The sequence below is a fragment of the Nonomuraea africana genome, assembly GCF_014873535.1.
In the GTDB taxonomy this organism is placed as follows: Bacteria; Actinomycetota; Actinomycetes; order Streptosporangiales; family Streptosporangiaceae; genus Nonomuraea; species Nonomuraea africana.
In genome coordinates, this window is sequence record NZ_JADBEF010000001.1 from 3,514,964 (window position 1) to 3,537,173 (window position 22,210).

21 protein-coding genes are annotated in these 22,210 nt (G+C 71.9%); 7 read left to right on the forward strand and 14 right to left on the reverse strand.

Features of this window, described 5'->3' with window-relative positions:
* Positions 1-123: 123 nt before the first annotated feature.
* The 3 genes from H4W81_RS16650 to H4W81_RS16660 are packed head-to-tail and all read right to left on the reverse strand — an operon-like array spanning position 124 to position 3,868.
* Complete coding sequence (locus H4W81_RS16650) at positions 124-1,704, reverse strand: prenyltransferase/squalene oxidase repeat-containing protein (protein ID WP_318781774.1); 1,581 nt, start codon at positions 1,702-1,704, stop codon at positions 124-126.
* Positions 1,701-2,567: a terpene synthase family protein gene (locus H4W81_RS16655; RefSeq protein ID WP_192775650.1), complete on the reverse strand. Its 867-nt coding sequence runs from the start codon at positions 2,565-2,567 to the stop codon at positions 1,701-1,703. Before H4W81_RS16655 ends, H4W81_RS16650 begins: the two co-directional genes overlap by 4 nt.
* Positions 2,564-3,868 carry a cytochrome P450 gene (locus tag H4W81_RS16660; protein WP_192775651.1) on the reverse strand — a complete coding sequence of 435 codons (1,305 nt, stop codon included), beginning with the start codon at positions 3,866-3,868 and terminating at the stop codon, positions 2,564-2,566. The genes H4W81_RS16655 and H4W81_RS16660 overlap by 4 nt, the downstream gene beginning before the upstream one ends.
* 154 nt (positions 3,869-4,022) lie before the next feature.
* Between H4W81_RS16660 and H4W81_RS16665 the strand changes: the two genes are divergently transcribed.
* Positions 4,023-5,165 carry a polyprenyl synthetase family protein gene (locus H4W81_RS16665; RefSeq protein ID WP_318781775.1) on the forward strand — a complete coding sequence of 381 codons (1,143 nt, stop codon included), beginning with the start codon at positions 4,023-4,025 and terminating at the stop codon, positions 5,163-5,165.
* A gap of 50 nt (positions 5,166-5,215) precedes the next feature.
* Here the strand turns inward: H4W81_RS16665 and recQ are convergent, their stop codons facing one another.
* A complete protein-coding gene (gene recQ, locus H4W81_RS16670) occupies positions 5,216-7,051 on the reverse strand; it encodes a DNA helicase RecQ (RefSeq protein ID WP_192775652.1) in 1,836 nt (611 codons plus the stop codon).
* Between the two features lie 105 nt (positions 7,052-7,156).
* On the opposite strand from recQ, the gene H4W81_RS16675 reads away from it, so the two are divergent.
* The gene (locus H4W81_RS16675) at positions 7,157-7,882 is read left to right on the forward strand and encodes a serine/threonine-protein kinase (protein ID WP_318781776.1); all 726 of its coding nucleotides are present in this window, start codon (positions 7,157-7,159) and stop codon (positions 7,880-7,882) included.
* On the opposite strand, the gene H4W81_RS16680 is transcribed toward H4W81_RS16675, so the two are convergent.
* Complete coding sequence (locus H4W81_RS16680) at positions 7,879-8,226, reverse strand: winged helix-turn-helix transcriptional regulator (protein ID WP_192775653.1); 348 nt, start codon at positions 8,224-8,226, stop codon at positions 7,879-7,881. The genes H4W81_RS16675 and H4W81_RS16680 overlap by 4 nt on opposite strands.
* Positions 8,227-8,274: 48 nt before the next feature.
* Between H4W81_RS16680 and H4W81_RS16685 the strand changes: the two genes are divergently transcribed.
* Positions 8,275-8,766 (forward strand): luciferase domain-containing protein, encoded by a 492-nt coding sequence (locus tag H4W81_RS16685; RefSeq protein ID WP_192775654.1) that lies wholly within the window; start codon positions 8,275-8,277, stop codon positions 8,764-8,766.
* On the opposite strand, the gene H4W81_RS16690 is transcribed toward H4W81_RS16685, so the two are convergent.
* From H4W81_RS16690 to H4W81_RS16715, 6 genes are all read right to left on the reverse strand, one after another.
* The gene (locus H4W81_RS16690; RefSeq protein WP_192775655.1) at positions 8,729-9,550 is read right to left on the reverse strand and encodes a class I SAM-dependent methyltransferase; all 822 of its coding nucleotides are present in this window, start codon (positions 9,548-9,550) and stop codon (positions 8,729-8,731) included. The genes H4W81_RS16685 and H4W81_RS16690 overlap by 38 nt on opposite strands.
* 28 nt (positions 9,551-9,578) lie before the next feature.
* Positions 9,579-9,725: a hypothetical protein gene (locus tag H4W81_RS16695; RefSeq protein ID WP_192775656.1), complete on the reverse strand. Its 147-nt coding sequence runs from the start codon at positions 9,723-9,725 to the stop codon at positions 9,579-9,581.
* A 35-nt stretch (positions 9,726-9,760) separates the two neighbouring features.
* The gene (locus tag H4W81_RS16700) at positions 9,761-10,906 is read right to left on the reverse strand and encodes an acyl-CoA dehydrogenase family protein (protein WP_192775657.1); all 1,146 of its coding nucleotides are present in this window, start codon (positions 10,904-10,906) and stop codon (positions 9,761-9,763) included.
* Between the two features lie 89 nt (positions 10,907-10,995).
* Positions 10,996-11,865, reverse strand: coding sequence for a hypothetical protein (locus H4W81_RS16705; RefSeq protein ID WP_192775658.1), 870 nt, complete (start codon positions 11,863-11,865; stop codon positions 10,996-10,998).
* Entirely contained in the window at positions 11,862-12,182 is a 321-nt protein-coding gene (locus H4W81_RS16710; protein WP_192775659.1) for a PadR family transcriptional regulator, read from the reverse strand. The genes H4W81_RS16705 and H4W81_RS16710 overlap by 4 nt, the downstream gene beginning before the upstream one ends.
* Before the next feature lie 39 nt (positions 12,183-12,221).
* A complete protein-coding gene (locus H4W81_RS16715) occupies positions 12,222-13,331 on the reverse strand; it encodes a M24 family metallopeptidase (RefSeq protein WP_192775660.1) in 1,110 nt (369 codons plus the stop codon).
* Between the two features lie 147 nt (positions 13,332-13,478).
* Between H4W81_RS16715 and H4W81_RS16720 the strand changes: the two genes are divergently transcribed.
* Both H4W81_RS16720 and H4W81_RS16725 read left to right on the forward strand, forming a co-directional pair.
* Entirely contained in the window at positions 13,479-14,738 is a 1,260-nt protein-coding gene (locus H4W81_RS16720; protein ID WP_318781777.1) for a PP2C family protein-serine/threonine phosphatase, read from the forward strand.
* 66 nt (positions 14,739-14,804) lie between these two features.
* Positions 14,805-15,719, forward strand: coding sequence for a 5'-3' exonuclease (locus tag H4W81_RS16725; RefSeq protein WP_192780844.1), 915 nt, complete (start codon positions 14,805-14,807; stop codon positions 15,717-15,719).
* Here H4W81_RS16725 and H4W81_RS16730 read toward each other — a convergent pair.
* Positions 15,706-16,728: a LacI family DNA-binding transcriptional regulator gene (locus H4W81_RS16730; RefSeq protein WP_192775662.1), complete on the reverse strand. Its 1,023-nt coding sequence runs from the start codon at positions 16,726-16,728 to the stop codon at positions 15,706-15,708. The two genes, H4W81_RS16725 and H4W81_RS16730, sit on opposite strands and share 14 nt — an antisense overlap.
* Before the next feature lie 127 nt (positions 16,729-16,855).
* Between H4W81_RS16730 and H4W81_RS16735 the strand changes: the two genes are divergently transcribed.
* Both H4W81_RS16735 and H4W81_RS16740 read left to right on the forward strand, forming a co-directional pair.
* A complete protein-coding gene (locus tag H4W81_RS16735; protein WP_192775663.1) occupies positions 16,856-18,283 on the forward strand; it encodes an RNB domain-containing ribonuclease in 1,428 nt (475 codons plus the stop codon).
* Positions 18,284-18,342: 59 nt separating this feature from the next.
* On the forward strand, positions 18,343-18,717 hold the full coding sequence (locus H4W81_RS16740; RefSeq protein ID WP_192775664.1) for a VOC family protein: 375 nt from the start codon (positions 18,343-18,345) through the stop codon (positions 18,715-18,717).
* Positions 18,718-18,786: 69 nt separating this feature from the next.
* Here the strand turns inward: H4W81_RS16740 and H4W81_RS16745 are convergent, their stop codons facing one another.
* Positions 18,787-18,957: a hypothetical protein gene (locus H4W81_RS16745; RefSeq protein ID WP_192775665.1), complete on the reverse strand. Its 171-nt coding sequence runs from the start codon at positions 18,955-18,957 to the stop codon at positions 18,787-18,789.
* A 434-nt stretch (positions 18,958-19,391) separates the two neighbouring features.
* Complete coding sequence (locus tag H4W81_RS16750) at positions 19,392-22,121, reverse strand: DEAD/DEAH box helicase (RefSeq protein ID WP_192775666.1); 2,730 nt, start codon at positions 22,119-22,121, stop codon at positions 19,392-19,394.
* Between the last annotated feature and the right edge of the window lie 89 nt (positions 22,122-22,210).

A 22,210-nucleotide genomic window follows, 5' to 3' on the forward strand; every position in this document is an offset into this window, starting at 1 on the left:
AATCATGTATCCGGCGCCCCATCACTCCGGACACCCTAGCAACGCCACATTCTTCACTCAATACACAACAAACTGTAAATGTCGCTTTTGCCGGATTTAATGGCATTTAGCGGTGGCGCCGGTTCATGATCGTATCAGGATGGACACTCTCTGGTCGCATTCCGCCAGATGTAGGGAGGCGAGAACGGCCGCGCGGACCACCGCGCGGGGGCTGTAGAGGTCTTTGTCATGCCACAGCGCGGGCTGCCGGTCGAGGTCGGCCTCGCGAAGGAACCGGTAGCCCGCGGCCGCTGCCTCCACCAGGCGAGGGTCGTCGCTCGCCCTGGTCAGCAAGAGGGTCTGCAGCGCGTAGGCGCTCTCCTCAGGCGTGCCCTCCCACCTGCCCCACGAGCCGTCGGGCCGCTGGGTGTCCAGCACCCACGCGACCGCCCTCCGCACGGCGCGCGCGCTCTCCTGCCCGCCGTACTCGTCGAGTGCGAGCGCGCAGCTCACGGTCGCGTAGTACGGCGAGGCGTGCCAGCGGTCCTCCCACCCCCCGTCGGCCCGCTGCCCGCCCGCCAGCCAGCCGGCCAGGCGCGCCATCACGGGACGGTAGCGATCGCCCGCGTCAGGGCGGCACGCCACGTACCTGCCCAGGGCGTCCAGCACGTGCGCGTTGACGCTCGGCGAATGGCCGTCCTCGCCCTGCCAGGTGCAGAAGTGGGTGCCCAGGTCGAAGGCGAGCAGGCTGCTGGGCTCGTGCGGGGCGCCCAGCAGGGCGAGCGCGTGGAGGGCGACCGAGGTGGTGTCGGCGTCGGCGGGCAGTCCCGCGCCCGCGGGAGTCCCGGCGGGTCCGATGGCCGCGCGCAGGTCGGCGATCATCTCGGGCGGCACGTCCAGCTCGATGCCCGCCCTCGCCAGCCAGCTCAGCACCCAGCCGCGCTCGAACACCGTGATCGGCAGCCCCACGGGCACCGGGCCGCCGTGCCGCCTGACCACCGCCTCCAGATGCAGCCTGGCCGCGGCCGCCCCGACCGTCCCCTCTCCCGTGCCGCCCTCCGCGGGTGCCGCGTGGATCGGGCCGTCCTGGATCGCGGCGAGCCAGGCGGCGGTCGCGGCCGGCGAGGCGCCGACGGTGCCGATCGGGGTCGGGCGGACGGCATGCGCGCCCCTGACCGCCATGCCGGCGGTCTCCAGGGCGTGCAGCAGCTTCTCGGGCAGGTCGGCGCCGGAGGCGACCCATCCCCGCACCGCCTCCAGCCTGGTGTGGTCCATCCCCCGCGGCAGCGGCAGCGGTGTGCCCACGCCCGAGAGGTGCTCGTTGATCAGCGAGACGAGGAAGGGGACGATGAGCTCGACCGCCGGCATGTCGGGCAGCGCGTCGCCCGCGCCGAGCCGTACGGGGAGGATCTCCAGGCCGCGCCGAACTGCGGCGGAGAGGTCCGCGCGAGAGCCTTCGGGCGCGCTGGAGGCGCGGCGGCGCTCGGAAAGCAGCGCCTCGACGGCGCTGAGCGTGGGCACCAGGTCGTAGCCGTCGGGCGGGCCCCAGGTGCCCTCGGGCCGCTGGGTGCGCAGCAGGTACCTCACGCGCTCGGCGTGGCCGGTCAGCCACGGGGCCAGCGTGACGAGGCGGCCCGTCTCGTAGACCGAGGCGGTCACCTGCCCCCACGGCCTGGCCATCAGCCCGTCGACCAGCTCGCGTGCCGCCCAGGCGATGTCGCTCACAGCTCTCCCCAGAAGTCCGCGATGCCGTAGAAGCCGGTGTTGAAGCCGATCTGCCGTTCGAGGTAGAGGGCGGTGCGCGGCGAGCCGTCCCTGACCGCCTCGATCTGCGTGTTCGCGCTGCGGACCAGCGCCGCCATCCGCTCGTCCACCTCGTCGCGGCCGACGCCGAGCATGAGCACGTTGAGCTCGCCCCAGCTGACGTCCCTGCGATAGGTCGCCAGGTCGTTGAGCAGGCGCAGGTAGCGCTGCACCTCGGCGCTGACCGTGGTGCGCAGCTCGTCGAGGCGGGCCAGGGTCCACGAGTCACCGGTGTAGATCCAGTGCGAGACGTTGACGAACGTGGAACCTGTGCTGTCGGCGTTGGCGAGGTACGCGCCGTAGCCGGGCCGTTCACCGCCCTCGTGCCAGCGCCACTCCCGCGCCATGGCCTCCAGCATCAGGCGCAGCTGGTCGTGCCAGACGGCCGCGAGGCCGGCGAAGTGCGGCGCGGTGGCGAGCTCGTCGCGCAGGTCGGCCAGGAAGCGGGTGATCGGGCTGCCGGGCACCGCGCCGTCGGCCACCTCCAGGCAGTCGCGCACCAGCTCGTCCACCTCCCGCCTGGAGCCTGCGACCAGATCGAAGAGCCGGTCGACGCCGGTCACGAACAGCGACGCCCTGTTGACCGCCTTGAGCAGGTCCGCGTCCGCCCATGGCGAGCCGAACGCCCCGACCAGCGTCAGGGAGGAGAAGAACGCGGCGTCGAACGGGCTGGCGGGAAACAGCTCGCCGTACAGCTCGGCGCAGCGGCGCAGGTCGCGCGCGCACACGGCGGCCACGCCGCAGATCCGGCCCAGCTCGGCGGATCCTGACAGCTCGGCGCTCACCGGGCGACCAGCGTGAGGTCGACCCGCTGCCTGGTGCGCAGTGAGAACGAGGGCAGCGCGGTGACGGGGAGCCTGGTGTGGAGCACGGGCCGGTAGCGGCTGAGGATGCCGGCGAGCAGCAGCTGCGCCTCGATCATGAACAGGTGCTGGCCGACGCACTGGTGCGGCCCTCCGCCGAAGGGGAAGTAGGCGAAGCGATGCCGCCTGGTCTGCCCCTCGAAGCGAGAGGGGTCGAACTCCAGCGGCCGCTCCCAGAACTCGGGCAGCCGGTGCGTGAGATAGGGGCTGATGATCACCGTGGATCCGGCGGTCACGGTGACGCCGCCGACCGTCTCGTCACTCACGGTACGGCGGGGCAGGATCCAGCCCACCGGATACAGCCGCAGCAGCTCCGACAGGAAGCTCTTCAGCCGCACCAGCCCCGCCAGGTGCTCGGCGCGGACGGGGCCCTTCCCCACCACGCGGTCGATCTCCTCGAACACCGCGCCGGCGAGCTCCGGATGGGCTTCGAGCGTCGGCCACACCCAGGTGAGCGCGGTGGCGGTGGTCTCGGTGGCGGCGCCGTGCATGCTGACCACGTTGTCGCGGATCTTGCCGTCGTCGTCCCACGCCTTGACCAGCGCGCCGACCACGTCGTCCGCGCCCTGAAGGCGGGCGCGGGCCTCGCGGACCCTCGGGTAGACGACCTCGTTGATCGCCGCCACCGAGCGGCGGAAGGCCCGGTCGCCGGGCAGCGGGACGCTCTCGGGCACGAACGGCAGCGCCAGGCGCAGGGCCTTGGAGGTGACGGCGGTGTCGTAGGCGGGCAGGAGCCTGGCGATGTCCTCGGCGGAGATCTGGTCGCCGAAGAACAGCCGGATGATCGTCGGGTGCACGATCGCCGACATCTTCTCGACCGCGTCGAACCGCTCCCCCGGCCTGACCGTCGCCTCGATCCGCTCGGCGATGATCTCGGCCATCCGGCCCGCCAGCGACTCCACCCGCCTGGCGGTGAACAGCGGCAGCAGCACCTTCCTGCTCTCCCGCCAGGCCTCGCCGTCGGCCAGGATCCCGTCGCCGAAGAGCGGAATCATCGGATCCCAGAACATACCCTCACGTAGGTAGTTCGGCTGGCTGGTGCGCAGGACGTGCTGGACGTGGTCGGGATGGGTGGCGAGAAAGGGACGGAAGGGGCCGAGATTGAGTCTGACCAGCTCACCGCCGGCTGCGGATCCGGCCTGTTCGAGCGCCTTGACCGGGTCGCGGAGGTGTCTGGCGAGCGCGAGGTAGAAGGGCAGCGTACGGACCCGGGCGGTCGACATTTACTCCTACTTCACAAACTTCATTATTACTCGCGTGGAGTATCACATGATCGCCCGTTACTGATCAAGGTTAGGGATTGGTGGTAATTTATGACATCTTGCCGGTTCATCGCCGGATCGACGGCTGACCGTGCGCGGACGCATCGGAGGATCGGTGGCTGACCTCGGCATTCCAGCCGACGCGCTGGCCCGGTGCCGCGAGCTGTTCGAGCCCGCGATGCGCGCCGCGGTGGCGGACCTGCACCCCTGGGGCCGGCGGATGGCCGCCTTCACGCTCGGCTGGTCGGACATCGACGGCACGCCGGTCGAGGCCGACACCGGCAAGGGGCTGCGGCCCGTCCTCGCGATGCTGTGCGCCGAGGCCGCCGGCGCCCCGCTCGAGTCGGCCGTCCCCGGCGCGGTCGCGGTGGAGCTGGTGCACGCCTTCTCCCTGGTGCACGACGACATCATCGACAGCGACGAGCGGCGCAGGCACCGGCCGGCGGTGTGGAAGGCCTACGGGGTCGGCCCCGCCGTCCTGGCCGGTGACGCGCTGCTGGCCCTGGCCATCAGATCCGCCGCCAGCGGCCCCCACGCCGCCGCGGCCGCCGGGATCCTGTCGTCGGCACTGGTGGAGCTGGTGCACGGCCAGACCGAGGACATGGCCTTCGAGGAGCGGCCGTGGACGGGACCCGACGCGGTGACGGTGGCCGAGTACCTCTCGATGGCGGGCGACAAGACCGGCTCCCTGCTCGGCTGCGCCGCTGCTCTGGGCGTGACGTTCGCGGGGGCGCCGGGCGAGCTGGCCACCCGGATGTACGGTATGGGGCGCGACCTGGGCCTGGCCTTCCAGATGGTGGACGACGTGCTCGGCATCTGGGGCGACCCTTCACGCACCGGCAAGCCGATCTTCGGCGACCTCCGGCAGCGCAAGAAGACCCTCCCCGTTCTGGCCGCCCTCACCACCAGCGTCTCGGACTCCCCATCCTTGACACGCTCGCCGGGCGCCTCGCCCCCTTCGCGCGCTTCGGGTTCGCCCGACTCCACGATCGGATTCTCTGGCGGGTTCTCTGGCGCTCCGAGCTCGGCGCGGTCGTCCGCGAGTCGGGAGCTGGCGAAGCTTCTCGCGTCGGGTGCGGACGACGAGGACTCCGTACGGCTGGCCGCCGACCTCATCGAGAAGGCGGGCGGCCGCGCCCGCGCCCTGTCGATGGCCGCCGACCACGCCTCCCGAGCCCTCGAAACGCTCGACGCCACCTTCCCCGCGGCCCACGACCTCCGCTCACTGGCCATCTCCCTCCTGAACCGCACCCACTGACCCGCCACCTTCACTCGCCGTAGCGGCCCGATGATCTCCGGGCACAGCTCTTACTCGGGAGCCTCGGCGAGGGCGGCCAGTACCTGCTCGCCGTACTTCGCCAGCTTGCTCTCCCCCACCCCCGACACCCCCGCCAGCTCGGCCAGCGTCGAGGGCCGGCTGGACGCGATCTCGCGCAGCGTCGCGTCGTGGAAGATGACGTAGGCCGGTACGCCCTGCTCCTTCGCCGTCGCGCCCCGCCACGCGCGCAGCAGCTCGAAAACCGGTTGCGCCGCCTCGGGCAGCTCGGCCACCGCGCTCTGCCGGGCGGCCTTCGCCGGCTTGTCAGCCTTCTTGGCCACCGGGTCGTGTCTGAGCAGCACCGGGCGCTCTCCCCTGAGCACGCCGGCGCTCGCCTCGGTGAGCACGAGCGTGCCGTAGTCGCCCTCCACGGCCAGCAGTCCCATGGCGAGCAGCTGCCGCACCACGCCGCGCCACTGGGTCTCGCGCAGCTCGGTGCCGATGCCGAACACGGTCAGCGAGGCGTGGTCGAACTGCAGCACCTTCTCGGTCTGCTTGCCGAGCAGGATGTCGATCAGCTGCCCGGCGCCGAACCGCTGCCCCCGCTCGCGCTGGAGGCGCACCACGGTCGACATCAGCTTCTGGGCGGCGACCGTGCCGTCCCAGGTCTCCGGCGGGTTGAGGCAGGTGTCGCAGTTGCCGCACGGCTCGCCGTCCTGCCCGAAGTAGGCCAGCAGCCGCACCCTGCGGCACGCGGCCGTCTCGCACAGCGCGAGCATCGCCTCGAGGTGGGCGGCCTGCCGCCGCCGGTGGGCGTCGTCGCCCTCGGAGGTGTCGATCATGCGGCGCTGCTGGACGACGTCCTGGAGGCCGTAGGCGAGCCAGGCGGTGGCCGGCTGCCCGTCGCGCCCCGCCCTGCCCGTCTCCTGGTAGTAGCCCTCCACGGACTTGGGCAGGTCGAGGTGGGCGACGAAGCGCACGTCGGGCTTGTCGATGCCCATGCCGAAGGCGATGGTGGCGACCATGACCATGCCGTCCTCCCGCAGGAAGCGGGCCTGGTGCGCGGCGCGCGTGCGCGCGTCGAGACCCGCGTGGTACGGCAGCGCCCCCACGCCGTTCTCCTGCAGGAACGCGGCGACCTTCTCCACCGAGGCGCGGGAGAGGCAGTAGACGATGCCCGCCTCCCCGTCGTGCTCGGTGCGGATCAGCCGCAGCAGCTGCCGCTTGGGCTCGTTCTTCGGCTCGATGCGGTACTGGATGTTGGGCCGGTCGAAGCTGGCCACGAAGTGCCTGGCCCGCTCCAGGCCCAGCCTGGCGGTGATCTCCTTGTGCGTCTCGGGGGTGGCGGTCGCGGTCAGCGCGATGCGCGGCACCTCGGGCCAGCGCTCGTGCAGGGTGGACAGCGCGAGGTAGTCGGGCCTGAAGTCGTGGCCCCACTGCGCCACGCAGTGCGCCTCGTCGATCGCGAACAGCGAGATCGAGCCCCCGGCCAGCAGGCGCAGCGTCTGCTCCGAGCGCAGCCGTTCGGGTGCGAGGTAGAGCAGGTCGAGCTCGCCCGCCACATAGGCCTCCTCCATGGCGGCGCGCTCGCCGGGCTCCTGCGTGGAGTTGAGGAAGCCCGCCCTGACGCCCGCCGTGGTCAGCGCGTCGACCTGGTCCTGCATGAGCGCGATCAGCGGTGAGATCACCACGCCCGTGCCCTGCCGTACCAGAGCGGGGATCTGGTAGCACAGGGATTTGCCGCCGCCGGTCGGCATGAGCACGAGCGCGTCGCCACCGGCGACGACGTGGTCGATGATCTCCTGCTGCCCCTCCCTGAAGGAGTCGTAGCCGAAGACGCGCCGCAGCACGTCGCTTGCCTGGGGACCGCGCTCGGGGGAAGTCACCGGGCCATGCTAGGAGAGGCGGCCGACGAAATCCGCCGGCGCGTAACACCTGGCGCTCCATCCCGATGACCCACTCGGACCCCATGACCGCTCAGGAGGTGATCCGTGCTGGACCGATACCGCCTTCTCGCCAGGGTCGGCAGGGGCGGGATGGGGGTCGTGTGGCGCGCCCACGACTCGCTGCTCAGGCGTGACGTCGCGATCAAGGTGCTGGTCTCGGGCAACGACAGGGCCGTCCTGCGCGAGGCGCGCGCGGCGGCGCGGCTCACCCATCCGAGCATCGTGACCGTGTACGACGTGGCGCCGAGCGGCGACAATCTCTGGATCGTCATGGAGCTCGTGCACGAGTCTGTGACGCTCTCGGAGATGGTCAGCAGGCTCGGTCCGCTGCCCGCGCCGGTCGTCACGAGGATCGCCCGGAGCCTGCTGTCGGCCCTCTCGCACGCGCACGACAAGGGCGTGCTGCACCGCGACGTCAATCCGCACAACGTGCTGCTGGCCTCCGACCGGGTGGTGCTGATCGACTTCGGCATCGCAGCGCCGGTGGGGCGGGCCTCCTCGGCGGTGGCGGGCACGCCGGGCTACATCGCGCCCGAACGCTACGGCGGCGGGCCGCACACCGCCGCGGCCGATCTGTGGTCGCTCGGGGCCACGCTGTACACCGCGATGGAGAGCCGTCCGCCGTGCGTCGCGCCCGATCCGACCGCGGATCCGGGCCCTTCGGGGCTGCTGGGCCGGGTGGTGGGCGGGCTGCTCACCGACGATCCCTACTCCAGGCTGTCGGCGAGGGCCGCGCTGTCGGCGCTGGCCTCGGCCAAGGACCCGGTCTAGAGGGCCGCGTCGTAGGCCTCCCGCGCCCTGGCGACCTCGCCGAGGTGGGTCTCGGACCACTCGACGAGCGTCTGGAAGACCGGCAGCAGGGTGCGGGCCAGCGGGGTCATCTCGTAGTCCACCCTGGGCGGCACCTCGGCGTGGTAGGTGCGGACGACGAGGCCGTCGCGCTCCATCTGGCGCAGCCGCTGGGCCAGCACCTTGGGGGTGATCGCCGGGACCAGCCGCTGCAGCTCGGTGAACCGGGTCCGCCCGTGGTGGCCGAGGGTCCAGAGCACCTGCGTCGTCCACTTGGCGAACACCAGCTCGGCCACCGGCGTCACCGGGCAGGGATCGAAGGTCATTACTATCTCCTTGGTAACTACTATCCTCAGGATAGTATCGTGGAAGACATGATCACAGACACCCGGAGACGGGGACCCCGTCCCGCCACCCGGCCGACGACGCCGCACCAGCAGCTCGACCAGACCGCGCCCGCGCGGCTGCAGGAGGAGCTGTGGCTCAGGATGGCCGCCCTGCCCGGCGTCCGCACCGGCCGCAGCGGCATCTCGCTGCCCGACACCCGCGCCCTCCACCTGACCGCCGCGTCCGGGCCCGCGGACGCGTACCTCATCGGCGCCGAGTTCGCCCACCTGCACGGCGCGCGCGACGGCAGCCTGCACCTGTCGCTGCCCGAGGCCGGCGTCCGGCAGGCGATCGAGCGCGGCTGGGCCGAGCCGCACCCCGCCGTGGCCATGGGCCTGGTCCCGCCCACGATCGTCATGGTGTACGGCCCGCGCGACGACGAGGAGCTGGAGGTCGTCTGGGGCCTCGTCCAGGACTCCCACGCCTTCGCCACGGGATCGCTCAGAAGCGGTAGCGGAGGATCCGGCCCACGTCCCTGAGCCCCGGGATGCGCGCCAGCACCCACATCTGCGCCCTGCCCGCCGGCGGCATCAGCTCGATGCCAGGCATGTCGACGCTGCGCAGCGCGTCGAGGCAGACCAGCCCCTCGTGCCAGCCCTCGATCACCTTGGGGTCGTCGACGCCCCAGTGCAGGGTCGCCCCGGAGTTACGGACCGCGGGCACCAGCTTCTGCATCCTGATGCCCAGCGACCCGTAGACGTCGAACAAGAGCTGCCCGCCGGGGAAGCGACCGGTGACGCGCTGGATGAGCCGCCGCCCCTCCTCCTCGCGCAGGTACATCGACAGCCCCTCGAAGACCGTCACGACGGGACGGTCCGCGGGCACCTGCTCCAGCCACTCCTCGCCGGTCACCGAGGCGCCGATCTGCCGGTAGTCGCCCTCGGGGACCGGCAGGAGACGCTCGCGCAGCTCGACCACCTCGGGAAAGTCGACGTCGATCCACCGGACGGTGGCCGGCCTGGAGATCCGGTGCGCCCTGGTGTCGAGGCCGCAGGCGAGGTGCAGGACCGTCGACTCGGGCTGGTCGGCCAGGAACTCGACGACCCATTCGTCGAGCTGCCTGGCCCGCAGCGCGACCCCGGCGGCCGTCGTCGCCGTCATCCCGGTCCTGCGGAAGTCGTAGTCGATCCGCCGCATCGCCCTGACGGCCGCCTCGTCGCCCAGGGTGGGCCTGCGGGCGCGGGTGTCGAGCGCCCTGCCGTAGAGGGTGGCGAGCAGGGTCTCCTGGGCGCCGGTAAGGGTGATCTTCTGGCGGTCGCTCATTCTCGTGACGTTACTCCTCGAAGTGTGGTCACAGATGGCGACGATGCCGACCGGTTCGCTGACCCGTGCCACCGCCTCCCTGTACGGCCTGGCGCCGGGTGACGCACTGGGCTCCCACCAGGTCGTTGTTCTCGCCGGCCTCGATGCGCTCGACGACCTCCTGCCACGGATTCATGGCGGGGACACTACGCAGCGCCCCCGACAATCTTGCTAGCCCTTGGCGAGAGCGCGGCTGATGACCAGGCGCTGGATCTGGTTGGTGCCCTCCACGATCTGCAGGACCTTCGCCTCGCGCATGTACCGCTCGACGGGGAAGTCCTCGACGTAGCCGTAGCCGCCCAGCACCTGCACCGCGTCCGTCGTCACCTTCATGCACATGTCCGTGGCGAACAGCTTGGCCATGGCGGCCTGCTGGCCGTACGGCCGGCCCGCGTCGCGCAGCCGCGCGGCCTCCAGGTACAGGGCGCGGGCGGCGGCGATCTGGGTCGCCATGTCGGCCAGCATGAAGCCGATCCCCTGGAAGTCGACGATGCGCGAGCCGAACTGGCGCCGCTCCTTCGCATAGGAGGTGGCGGCGTCGAAGGCGGCCTGGGCCACGCCGACAGCGCAGGCGGCGATGCCGAGGCGGCCGCCGTCGAGGGCGGCCATGGCGATGCGGAAACCCTCGCCCTCCGCGCCGACCAGCGCCGAGGCGGGCAGCCGTACGGCGTCGAAGCGGACCTGGGCCGTCGGCGACGAGCGCATGCCCATCTTGTGCTCGGGCGGACCGAAGGAGAGCCCCTCGGTCCCTGCGGGCACGCGCAGGCAGGAGATGCCGCGCGCGCCCTGCTCGCCGGTGCGCGCCATGAGCATGTAGAAGTCGGCCACGCCACCGTGGGTGATCCACGCCTTGACGCCGTCGACGGTGTAGCCGTCGGGGCCGGGGACGGCGCGGGTGGCCAGCGCGGCGGCGTCGGAGCCGGAGGCGGGCTCGGACAGGCAGTAGGCGCCGAGCAGCTCGCCGCCGACCATGTCGGGCAGCAGCTCCGTGCGCTGCTCGTCCGTCCCGAAGGCCGCCGCGGGGAAGCACGACAGCGTGTGCACAGAGAGGCCGAGCCCGACGGCCAGCCAGCCGGCCGCCAGCTCCTCCACCACCTGCAGGTACACCTCGTACGGCTGGTCGGCGCCGCCGTACTCGGAGGGGTACGGCAGGCCGAGCAGCCCCGTGGCGCCCAGGGTGGTGAAGACCTCGCGCGGGAAGCGCCCCGCCGACTCGTCGCCCGCCGCGCGCGGCGTGACCTCCTTGGCGATCAGGTCTCGGGTCAGGTCGATCAGGTCGTGCGCCTCGGGGGTGGGCAGGGCACGCTCTACGGTCATCGCGACACGCTCCAGAATTGTGCTCGGGGTCTCCGATGTCCCGATTCTGCCAGGCGCCCACCAGTCGGTCCGCGGTCAGCCGGTCCCGGTCAGATCCGCTCCCTCCTGCGGCGCGCCACCACCAGTGACGCGGCGACCAGCACGGTGAGCAGCCCCCAGTACGCCAGCCCCTTGCGGCCGTGCTCGGACAGGTTCTCGGCGAAGTAGGCCAGGCCGGGGATCAGGTAGAGGGCGCCGGCCAGGGCCCATCGGGCGTCCCGCGCCACCGAGGTGGCCCACACGACCGCGCCGAGCAGCAGCACCTCGACGCCCGCGCGGAACAGCAGCCAGGCGGTCTCCTCGGTGAAGGAGTGGAACCCGAGGGAGAGCGCGGCCGCCCGCACCGCCCACGCGAAGACGGGGACGAGCAGCCAGATCCAGGACCTGGCGGGCAGCCGCCGTCTCCCGCGGACGGCCAGGACGCCCAGCCCGGCCACGATGACGAGGTACGGGACCCTGTTCGACACCTCGACGGGGGAGCTGCCGAAATCCGGGACGCCCATCGCGCCGAGGACGCCGGTGGCCTCCAGCGCGGCGATCAAGGCGAGCGGCAGGGCCAGCGCGACCCGGCCCCTGACGATCGCCAGCATCAGGAGGATGGCCAGCAGCGTCCAGACCGGCCGGACGAGGTGCGGCGTGAGGTCCAGCCGCGTCGCGAACGTCGTGGTCGCCACCGCGAGCACGCCGAGGTGCAGGCCGTCGGCCCACCAGGGCGCGCGGGAGCGGGCCTCCCGCACGCGGGTCGTGAGGCCGCCGGACAGCAGGTGCAGCGCCTCGCGCGCGGTCGGCAGGGTGGCCTGCGGACCGGACGCCTGCATGAGCGTCCCGATGAGTTCGTCGCCGTGCCGCTCGCGGTAGGCCGCGGGATAGGCGCGCAGGAGGAGCCGGTAGCGCCGCTCGAGCGTAAAGGAGCCGGTCATGCGCCCATCACCGCGATCTGGCTCGTGACCACGGCGGCGGCGCGCTGGAGGCGGACGGCCTCCGCCCGCACGGCGGTGACGCCGTCGTCGGTGATCCGGTAGTAGCGACGGGCCCGGCCGTCGACGATCTCCTCCCTGTCGACGGCCACCAGGCCCGCCTCCGTCAGGCGGTCGAGCGCGCCGTACAGCGTGCCGACCGCCAGCTTCACCCTGCCCGACGACTGCTCGCCGGCCCGTTTGATGATCCCGTAGCCGTGGAGCGGCTCGGCGAGCAGCGCGGCGAGGATGAAGTACGTCGCCTCGGTCATCTTGGTCATGAGGCGACCATATATCGGTAGCCGATATATATCTACCGCTTAGACGATCACCAGCTCGCGCGTAGTGATGTTCATCCGCTCACCGCCGTCCTGCGTGCACACCACGATGTCCTCGATCCTGGCCCCGTGCCGCCCCGGCAGGTAGATCCCCGGCTCGACCGAGAAGGCGAACCCCGGCTCCATCAGCTCGGTGTTGCCGGCCACGATGTACGGCTCCTCGTGCGTCTCGATGCCGATGCCGTGACCCGTACGGTGGATGAAGTACTCGCCGTACCCCGCCTCCTCGATCACCGATCGGGCCGCCGCGTCGATCGACTCGCACGTCACGCCGGGCCGTACCGCCGCGCAGGCGGCGTCCTGGGCGCGGCGCAGCACCTCGTAGTAGGCGGCGAAGTCGGCGGGCGGCTCGCCCACGCAGTAGGTGCGGGTGGAGTCGGAGCAGTAGCCGTTGTGCAGCTGGCCGCCGATGTCGACGACCACCGGCTCGCCGGCCTGGATGACCCGGTCGGAGAGCTCGTGGTGCGGGCTGGCGCCGTTCGGGCCCGAGGCGACGATGACGAAGTCGACCGTGGAGTGCCCGGCGGCGAGGATCGCGTCGTGGATGTCCTTGCCGACCTCCCGCTCGGTGCGTCCGGCCCTGAGGAAGCCGGGCACCTGCCGGTGCACGGCGTCGATCGCCGCCCCCGCCTCGCGCAGCGCGGCGACCTCGGCGGGCGACTTGCGCATGCGCAGCTCGCGCAGCACCGACCCGGCGAGCACCTGCTCGGCCTCGGGCATGGCGGCACGGAAGCGCAGCGAGGCCATCGCCCACATGCGGTCTGCCAGGCCCACCTTGGCGACGCGGCCCAGGCGGCTTGTGACCACGCCGTACGGATCGTCGGTCTCGTCCCAGGCGACGAAGTCGAGGCCGAGCCGCGCGGCCGGCGAGGCCTGCGCCGCCGGGAGCTCGAGACGTGGCACCATCATGAAGGACTCGCCGTCGGCGGGCACCACCAGGCAGGTCAGCCGCTCGAGCGGCAGCGCCTCGTAACCGCTCACGTAGCGCAGATCGGGGCCGGGCGTGAGCAGGAGCGCGTCGAGGCCCGCCTTGGCGGTGGCCTCCTGGACGGCGGCGAGGCGGGAAACGGGATACAGATCTTCGGACGTCACAAGGGCCAATCTACCCTCGTCAAATTCCCCGAAAAGCTCTCACAACACGCAAGCCATCGCTACACTCCGTTGAAGGACGATCACTTAACGTGGGGCAATTGTCCCGTTCCAGTGCATACGAGAAGCGAGCCCCTTATGGTCGGCGTCGTGGGCGGCCCTCAGCCACCCCTTCCCTCCAGAGACGACCGGCGGCCCGGCGGGCCGATGACGGCCGCCGAGCTCCTGCAGCAGCTCACCGACCAGCTCCGGCGGCGCGAGTCCGCCGAGACGTTGTCCGTCCAGCTGGCCCACGCCCAGCGGCTGGGCAACATGGGCTGGGCCGAGTGGAACCTGCGCACGGGCGAGGCCGTCTGGTCCGACCACGTGTACGTGATCTTCGGTAGGGACCCGGCGGCGGGCCCCGTCGGCCTGCCCGAGCTGGCCGAGCACGTCGAGCCTGCCGATCTGGCCGCGCTCGACCAGCTGCTGTGGACCGTCGGCCAGGGCGTCGACCCCGTGCAGGCGGAGTTCAGGATCAGGCGCGGCAACGAGGTGCGCAACCTGCGCGTCGTGCTCGAGCCGCTGGTCGGAGCCGGTGAGACCACCGGCGTGCACGGGGTCGTCCAGGACATCACCGGACGGCGCAGGGCCGAGCGCATCATGTCCGAATCACGCCGCCAGCTGATCGAGGCCCGCGAACGGGCCGCCGAGGAGCGCAACGTGATGATCGCGCTGCGCGAGGCCATCCTGCCCGAGCCCGTCGGCTGCCTCGACCTGCCCCGCACCCGCGTGGCGGTGCGCTACCTGCCCGCCGAGAAGGCCGCCAACCTGGGCGGCGACTGGTTCGAGGCGGCCGGGCTGCCCGACGGCCAGGTCCTGCTGGCCATCGGCGACGTCTCGGGGCACGGCCTGCCCGCGATCGCGCACATGGCCCAGCTGCGCCACGCCCTCATCGGGCTGACCATGACGGGCCACCGGGCCGACCAGCTCCTCTCCTGGCTCAACGAGCTCGTGATGCACCGCCTGCACGACACCACGGCCACCGCGCTGATCGGCCACCTCGACACCTCGACCAACGTGTTCACCTGGGGTCAGGCCGGGCACCTCGCGCCGATCCTGGTCAGGGACGGCACCGCCGAGCAGCTCGACCCGCCGCGCGGGGTGCTGCTGGGGGCGGTGTGCGACCAGCCGTACGAGCTGGCCAGCATCGAGCTGCGCCCCGACGACCTGCTGCTGATGTTCACCGACGGGCTGGTGGAGCGGCGCACCCGCGACCTGGACGAGGGGCTCGCCCTCGCCGTCTCGGCCGCCCGCGAGCTGCCAGGCTACGACCTCGACGCGGGCCTCGACCAGCTGGTGGCCAGCGTCGGCGGGCCCAACCCCGAGGACGACACCTGCCTGCTCGCCGTCGGCATCCGCCACCACTGACCCGAAGGGCCAGGTGCCCGGCGTCGGAAAACTGTCGCCGGGTGGTGCGACCATAGAGGCGTGCTGATGCTTCTCGACACCCCGTCGCTCTACTTCCGCGCCTTCTACGGCATCCCGGAGTCGATGACGGCGCCCGACGGCATGCCCGTCAACGCGGTGCGCGGCCTCATCGACATGGTCGCCACGCTGGTCCGCACGCACTCCCCCGCGGAGCTCGTGGCCACCATGGACGCCGACTGGCGCCCCGCCTTCCGCGTGGCGGCGATCCCGACCTACAAGGCGCACCGGGTCGCCTTCGGGCACACCGAGGAGGTCCCCGACACGCTGGTGCCACAGATCCCCGTCATCGAGCAGGTCCTCGACGCGGTGGGCATCGCCCGCCTGCAGTCCGAGGGCTACGAGGCCGACGACGTCATCGGCACCCTCACCCATCAGGCCCGTGGCGCGGTCGACATCGTGACCGGCGACCGCGACCTGTTCCAGCTGGTCGACGACTCCCGCCCGGTGCGGGTGCTCTACACCGCTCGCGGGGTGCGCAACCTGCAGGTGGTCGACGAGGCCTTCGTCACCGCCAAGTACGGCATCCCTGGGCGCGGCTACGCCGACTTCGCCACGCTGCGCGGCGACCCGAGCGACGGGCTGCCGGGGGTCGCCGGCGTCGGGGAGAAGACGGCCGCCTCCCTGATCACCAGGTTCGGTTCCCTCGAGGCGATCCTGGCCGCGCTCGACGCCGGCCAGAGCGACGGGTTCCCGGCCGGCTGCCGCACCAAGCTGGCCGCCGCCCGCGACTATCTGCGGGTCGCCCCCGCCGTGGTCAAGGTCGCCGACTCCGCGCCGCTCCCCTCAGCCGATCTCACCCTGCCCGCCAAGCCCCGAGACCCCGAGGCCCTGGTCCGGCTGGCCGACCGCTACGGGCTCGACTCCCCGCTCAACCGCCTGCTCGACGCGCTGACCGGCGGATCTTTGCCTAAATCGATTTAGCGGTCGAGGTGCTCTCCCTGACGGTCAGCAGGGGTGTCGGGGTCCTGACGTTCACCGGCGTGGCCGGGTCGGCGATCGCCTCCAGCAGCGTCTGCGCCACCCGCCTGCCCAGCGCGAACGTGTCGCGCGACAGCGCGGTGAGCGACGGGTGCACGATCTGGGTCAGCACCGAGTCGTCGAAGGCCACGATCGACAGCTCGCCCGGCACGGGCACCCCCATCTCGGCCGCCACGCCGAGACCGGCCACCGCCATCACGTCGCTGTCGTAGACGATCGCGGTGGGCCGCTCCCTGCGCGACAGCAGCGTCCTCGTCGCGGCGGCGCCCTGGGCGTCGCTGAAGTCGGTCGGCAGCGACACCACCTCGCGCAGGGCGAGCCTGCGGGCCGCGTCGCGCAGCGCCCTGACGCGCCGCTGGGTGTGGCGGAAGGAGGGCAGCCCCGACACGTGCGCGATCCTGGTGTGGCCGAGCGCGGCCAGATAGTCGGCGATGGACAGCATCGCCTCCCTGTCGTCGGCCCAGACGCTGGACAGCGAGCCGTGCGGGCCCGGCCCGCCGAGCACCACGGCCGGCACGCCGAGCTCCTCGATCACCCCGATGCGGGGGTCGCGCACCTGCAGGTCGACCAGGATGAAGCCGTCGACGCGGCCCTCCGAGGCCCAGCGCCGGTAGACCTCGATCTCGGCGGCGGTGTCCTCCACGACCAGCAGATGCAACGCCACCGCGCCGGCCGACAGCCCCGCCTGCAGGCCCGACAGCAGGTGGGCGAAGAACGGCTCGACGCCGATGGTCCTCGCGGGCCTGGCGATGACCAGCCCCGCCGCCTCGGCCCTGGCCCCGCCGAGAGCCCTGGCCGCGCTGTGCGGGCGCCACTTCATCTCCTCGGCCACCCGCAGGATGCGCGCCCTGGTCTCCTCGCTCACGCCGGGGCGGCCGTTGAGCGCGAAGCTGACCGCGCCCTTGGACACCCCGACCCTCGCGGCGATGTCGGCAATAGTCGGTCGCCCCACGGCACTCCCTCCTCTTGCGCGGGAGTCTACCCGGTCGATGATCGTCTAGGACTTGATCGGTTTAGCCGCCTCGGCCTCGGCGACTCCGGAGGGGGCACCGCCGGGGGTCAGGGGATAAGTTGACCGGGTGACCACGAACATCCGAGTGTCCGGAGACGTCCACCCGCGGCTGGCCGACGGGTTCGAGCGGATCAGGCGCGAGATCAAGCTGCCCGAGGTGTTCCCGCCCGCCGTGCTGCGGGAGGCCGCGCAGGCGGCCGAGAGCCCCGCGAGGACGGCCAGGCAGGACCACACGGGGCTGCCGTTCGTCACCATCGACCCGCCCGGCTCCATGGACCTGGACCAGGCCCTGTTCATCGAGGCGCTGGGCACGGGCTACCGCGTGTGGTACGCCATCGCCGACGTCGGCGCCTTCGTCAGGCCCGGCGGCGCGATCGACGCCGAGGCGCGCACCAGGGGCGAGACGGTCTACCTGCCCGACGGCACAGTGCCGCTGCACCCGCAGGTGCTCTCGGAGGGCGCGGCCAGCCTGCTGCCCGGCGTCACCAGACCCGCCGCGCTGTGGCGGATCGACCTCGACGCCGAGGGCCGCACGGTCGGCGTGGACGTGCAGCGCTCGCTGGTGCGCAGCCGTGAGCGGCTCGACTACGCCTACGTGCAGGCCGCCGTCGACACCGGCACCGCCGACGGCACGCTCAAGCTGCTGGCCGAGGTCGGCCGCCTGCGTCTGGAGCTGGAACGGGCCCGTGGCGGCGTCACCCTGCCCACGCCGGACCAGGAGGTCGTCCGCGACGACGGCGGCTACCGCCTGGAGTACCGGGTGCCGCTTCCGTCCGAGGCGTGGAACGCGCAGATCTCCCTGCTCACCGGCATGGCCGCGGCCTCGATGATGCTCGACGCGGAGATCGGCGTGCTGCGGGTGCTGCCGAGCCCGCAGCCCGGCGACCTGGCCAAGGTGCGCAGGGTGGCCACCGCGCTGGAGGTCCCGTGGCCCGAGGGCGCCTCCTACGGCGACGTCGTCCACGGCCTCGATCCCAAGGACCCCGCGCAGGCGGCGTTCCTGAACGAGTCGAAGATCCTGCTGCGCGGCTCCGGGTACCTGGCCTTCAACGGCGAGCCGCCCGCGATGGCCGAGCACTCCGCCGTGGCCGCGCCGTACGCGCACGTCACCGCGCCGCTGCGGCGCCTGGTCGACCGCTACGCCACCGAGGCGTGCCTGGCGATCGCCGCGGGCGAGCCCGTGCCGGGCGACGTGCAGGCGGGGCTGATGGACCTGCCGGAGATCATGTCCGCGACCGGCCGCCGCGCGGGCGCGGTCGAGCGGGCCTCGATCGACCTGGTGGAGGCCTTCGTGCTGCGCGACAGGATCGGCCACGACTTCGACGCGGTCGTCATCGACACCGACGAGCGCCGCGAGGGCGGCCTGGTGCAGCTCACCGACCCCGCGGTCATCGCCAGGTGCGACGGCTCGCCGCTTCCGCTGGGCCAGCGCGTCAGGGTCAGGCTGGCCAAGGCCGACCCTGGCACCAGAGAGGTCCGCTTCACCGTCGCCTGAGCCGGTGGCCGCGCTGTGAGCTGGGATCATGCCGGGGCCGGTCGGTTAGGCTGGCCGCCATGATCCTTCGCCATGTGACCATCGACTGCTCGAACGCCTATGACCTCGCGACGTTCTGGAGCACCGTGACCGGGTGGCCGGTGTCCGACGAGGACGCGCCGGGCGACTCCGAGGTCCTCGTCGAGGCTCCGTCGCCCGTGCCCGGATTGCTGTTCATCCAGGTATCCGAGGGCAAGACGGTGAAGAACCGGATCCACTTCGACTGGATGCCCACCGAGCGCACCCGCGACGAGGAGGTGGAGCGCGTCATCGGCCTGGGCGCCAGGCTGTACGAGGACCACCGCACCGCCGACGGGCTCGGCTGGGTCACGCTGCTCGACCCGGAGGGCAACGAGTTCTGCGTCGAGCGGAGCACGGGCGAGCGCGGTCTCTGACGCCCGCACGGCCGAAGGCCGCGCACGAAGCCGGGGGAACCCCGCGCGCGGCCGGTCCGATGGCCTAGGTCACTTCTTGAGCGGCGTCCAGCCCGCGCCGACGCCCATGAGGTGAAGGGCGACGCAGAGGAGGCCGGCGGTGCCGAGGGTGGCGACGGTGATCACGCCACCGACCGCCACACCGGCGATCTCGAAGACGAGGGCGAGCACGAACAGCAGGGCAGCGATCAGAGCGAACATCCCAACCTCCAGGCGGGGGAGACCTTCCGACATGGGGATTTCCGCTGTGATCACCCAGGAAACTGGCGCGAAGGTGACGTTGAGTGAACCCACCACCACAACACCTTGACCGCCCGGTCAGCCATCTTTATATCCATCTTGTACGGCATGGCCGGGTCTCGGCCACCGAGGTCACCGGTGACCGCCTGTCCATCACGCGTGCTCCAGCGGGACTTCGGCCGCCGCCGTCACGTCGGGATGGTTGGGCGAGTTCTTCGGATCTCCTGGCCGGCGTCTCCTCGGCCCTTGTTGCCCAGCCCGGCCACGGAGCTCGGTGGGCGTGTCCCTGGACGGGCGTCAACCGGTGACGGGGGTGGGCCCAGGCGCGCCTGCCGTACGGGAAGGCAGGCGGGCCTGGGGCGCGGCCGCGGGGACCACAGGATCAGGAGATCAGATCAGGACAGCGACGAGTAGGCGACGACGCCGCGGCGCATCGCGTCCATGGCCTTGGTGGCGGTCTGCTTGACCTTGCTGCCGGGCGGGGCGGCGTGGCCGAGCTGCGACAGCAGGTCCATCAGCTGCTTGATCCAGCGGACGAAGTCGCCCGCGGCCAGCTCGTTGCCGTTGACCCCGTCGCTGAGCACCGCGTCGAGGCTGTGGCCCTTCGTCCAGCGGAAGGCCGCCCACGCGAACCCGAGGTCGGGCTCACGGATGATGGACAGGCCGTTGTCCTTCTCGATGCCCTCCAGCTCGCCCCACAGCCTGATCATCGCCGTGAGCGCGTCCTGGGCCCGCCCGGCCGGGATCCTGGGCCGCCTGGCGTCGTCGGCCGCGCGCGACTCGAACACCAGCGCCGAGACGCACGCGGCCAGCTCGGCGGCGTCGAGCTCCTCCCACAGCCCCGCCCGCAGGCACTCGGCCGTCAGCAGGTCGAGCTCGGTGTAGAGGCGGCCGAGGCGGCGGCCCTCCGCGGTGACGTTCTCGTCCTCGAGGTAGCCGAGCTGCTCCAGGACCGCGCAGATGCGGTCGAAGGTGCGGGAGATGACGTGCGAGCGGCCCTCGACGCGACGCCGCAGCCCCTCGGTCTCGCGCAGCAGCTTGTAGTAGCGCTCGGCCCAGCGGGCGTGGTCCTCGCGGTCGGCGCAGCCGTGGCACGGGTGCTGGCGGATGAGCCGCCGCAACTCGATGATCTCCTCGTCCTCCACCGCGTGGTCGCGGGCGCGCGGCGGCTTGCCCAGGTCGCGGTCGCCGATCTTGGCCAGCAGTGTGGAGACGAGGTTGGCCCGCTCTTTGGGCGCGCGGGCGTTGAAGTTGCGCGGGATGCGGATCTTGTCGAGCGGCTCGACCGGCACCGGGAAGTCGGCGGGGTCGAGCTTCTTGACCTGCTTGCCGATGGTCAGCACGAGCGGGGTGGGCCCGTGACCGCGCGGGTTGAGCCCGGGGTCGAGGACGATCGCCAGGCCGGCCCGCCGTCCGCCGGGCACGCGGATCACGTCGCCCGGCTTCAGCGCCTCGAGCGAGCGCGTCGCCGCCGCCCTGCGCGCGGCTCCGCGCTGCTTGGCGAGCTCGGTCTCGCGGTCGGACAGGCGGCGGCGCAGCCCGGCATACTCGGTGAAGTCGCCCAGGTGGCAGTGCATCGCCTCCTGGTAGCCCTCCAGCGCCTCCTCGTGCTTGCGCAGCTGCTTGGCGATGCCGACCACCGCCCGGTCGGCCTGGAACTGCGCGAAGGAGGCCTCGAGAAGGGTCTTGGCCCGCTCGCGGCCGAACTGGCCGACCAGGTTGACGGCCATGTTGTAGGAGGGCTGGAAGCTGGAGCGCAGCGGGTAGGTGCGGGTGCCCGCCAGGCCCGCGACCGAGATGGGGTCCATGCCCGGCTGCCAGACGACGACCGCGTGGCCCTCGATGTCGATGCCACGACGCCCGGCCCGGCCGGTGAGCTGGGTGTACTCGCCGGGGGTCAGGTCGGCGTGGGTCTCGCCGTTCCACTTGTCGAGCTTCTCGATGACCACGCTGCGGGCGGGCATGTTGATGCCGAGCGCCAGCGTCTCGGTGGCGAAGACGGCCTTGACCAGGCCGCGGGTGAACAGCTCCTCCACGACCTCCTTGAAGGCGGGCAGCATGCCCGCGTGGTGGGCGGCCAGGCCGCGCTCCAGGCAGTCGCGCCACTCCAGGAAGCCGAGCACCGCGAGGTCCTCGTCGGGCAGGTGGGCGGTGCGCTCGTCGACGATCTGCCGGATCTCGTGGCTCTCACGCTCGGTGGTGAGCCTGATGCCCGCGAACAGGCACTGCATGACGGCCGCGTCGCAGCCCGCGCGGGAGAAGATGAAGGTGATCGCGGGCAGCAGGCCCTCGGAGTCGAGCTTCTCGATGATGCCTGCCCGGTCGGGCGGGCGGAAGCGCTGCGGCCTGCCGTACCCCCTCCGGCCCCTGCCGCCGGCCAGCCGCTCCTCGTCGCGGGTCAGGCGCAGCAGGGTGGGGTTGATCCTGGAGAGGTTGTCGCCGTCCTCGGTGGAGAACAAGTCGTAGACGCGGTTGCCGACCATCATGTGCTGCCACAGCGGCACCGGCCGGTGCTCGTCGACGATCACGGTGGTGTCGCCGCGCACCTCGCCGAGCCACTGGCCGAACTCCTCGGCGTTGCTCACCGTGGCCGACAGCGCCACCAGGCGCACCGACTCGGGCAGGTGGATGATGACCTCTTCCCAGACCGCGCCGCGGAAGCGGTCGGCCAGGTAGTGGACCTCGTCCATCACCACGAAGCCCAGCCCGGCCAGGGTGGCCGAGCCCGCGTAGAGCATGTTGCGCAGCACCTCGGTGGTCATGACCACCACGGGCGCGTCGCCGTTCACGCTGTTGTCGCCGGTGAGCAGACCGACCTTGGCGGTGCCGTAGCGCTTGACCAGGTCGTTGTACTTCTGGTTCGACAGCGCCTTGATCGGGGTGGTGTAGAAGCACTTCTGCCCCTGCTCGAGGGCCAGGTGGACGGCGAACTCGCCGACGACCGTCTTGCCCGAGCCCGTGGGCGCCGCCACCAGTACGCCGTCGCCCGCCTCCAGCGCCCTGCACGCGTCGAGCTGGAAGTCGTCCAGTTCGAAGTCGTAGTGCCCCCGGAACGATCGAAGTGCGGCGCCGTCGTCCCCGTGCTTCTCACGGAAGGCCGCGTAGCGTTCCGCTGGCGTTGTCATACCCGCCAGCCTACCGAAACCGCCATTCCGGTCAGGCCAGGCGACCGTCCAGCCCGCCGGACCCTCGCCGGTCCGGCACGCGGTTCGTC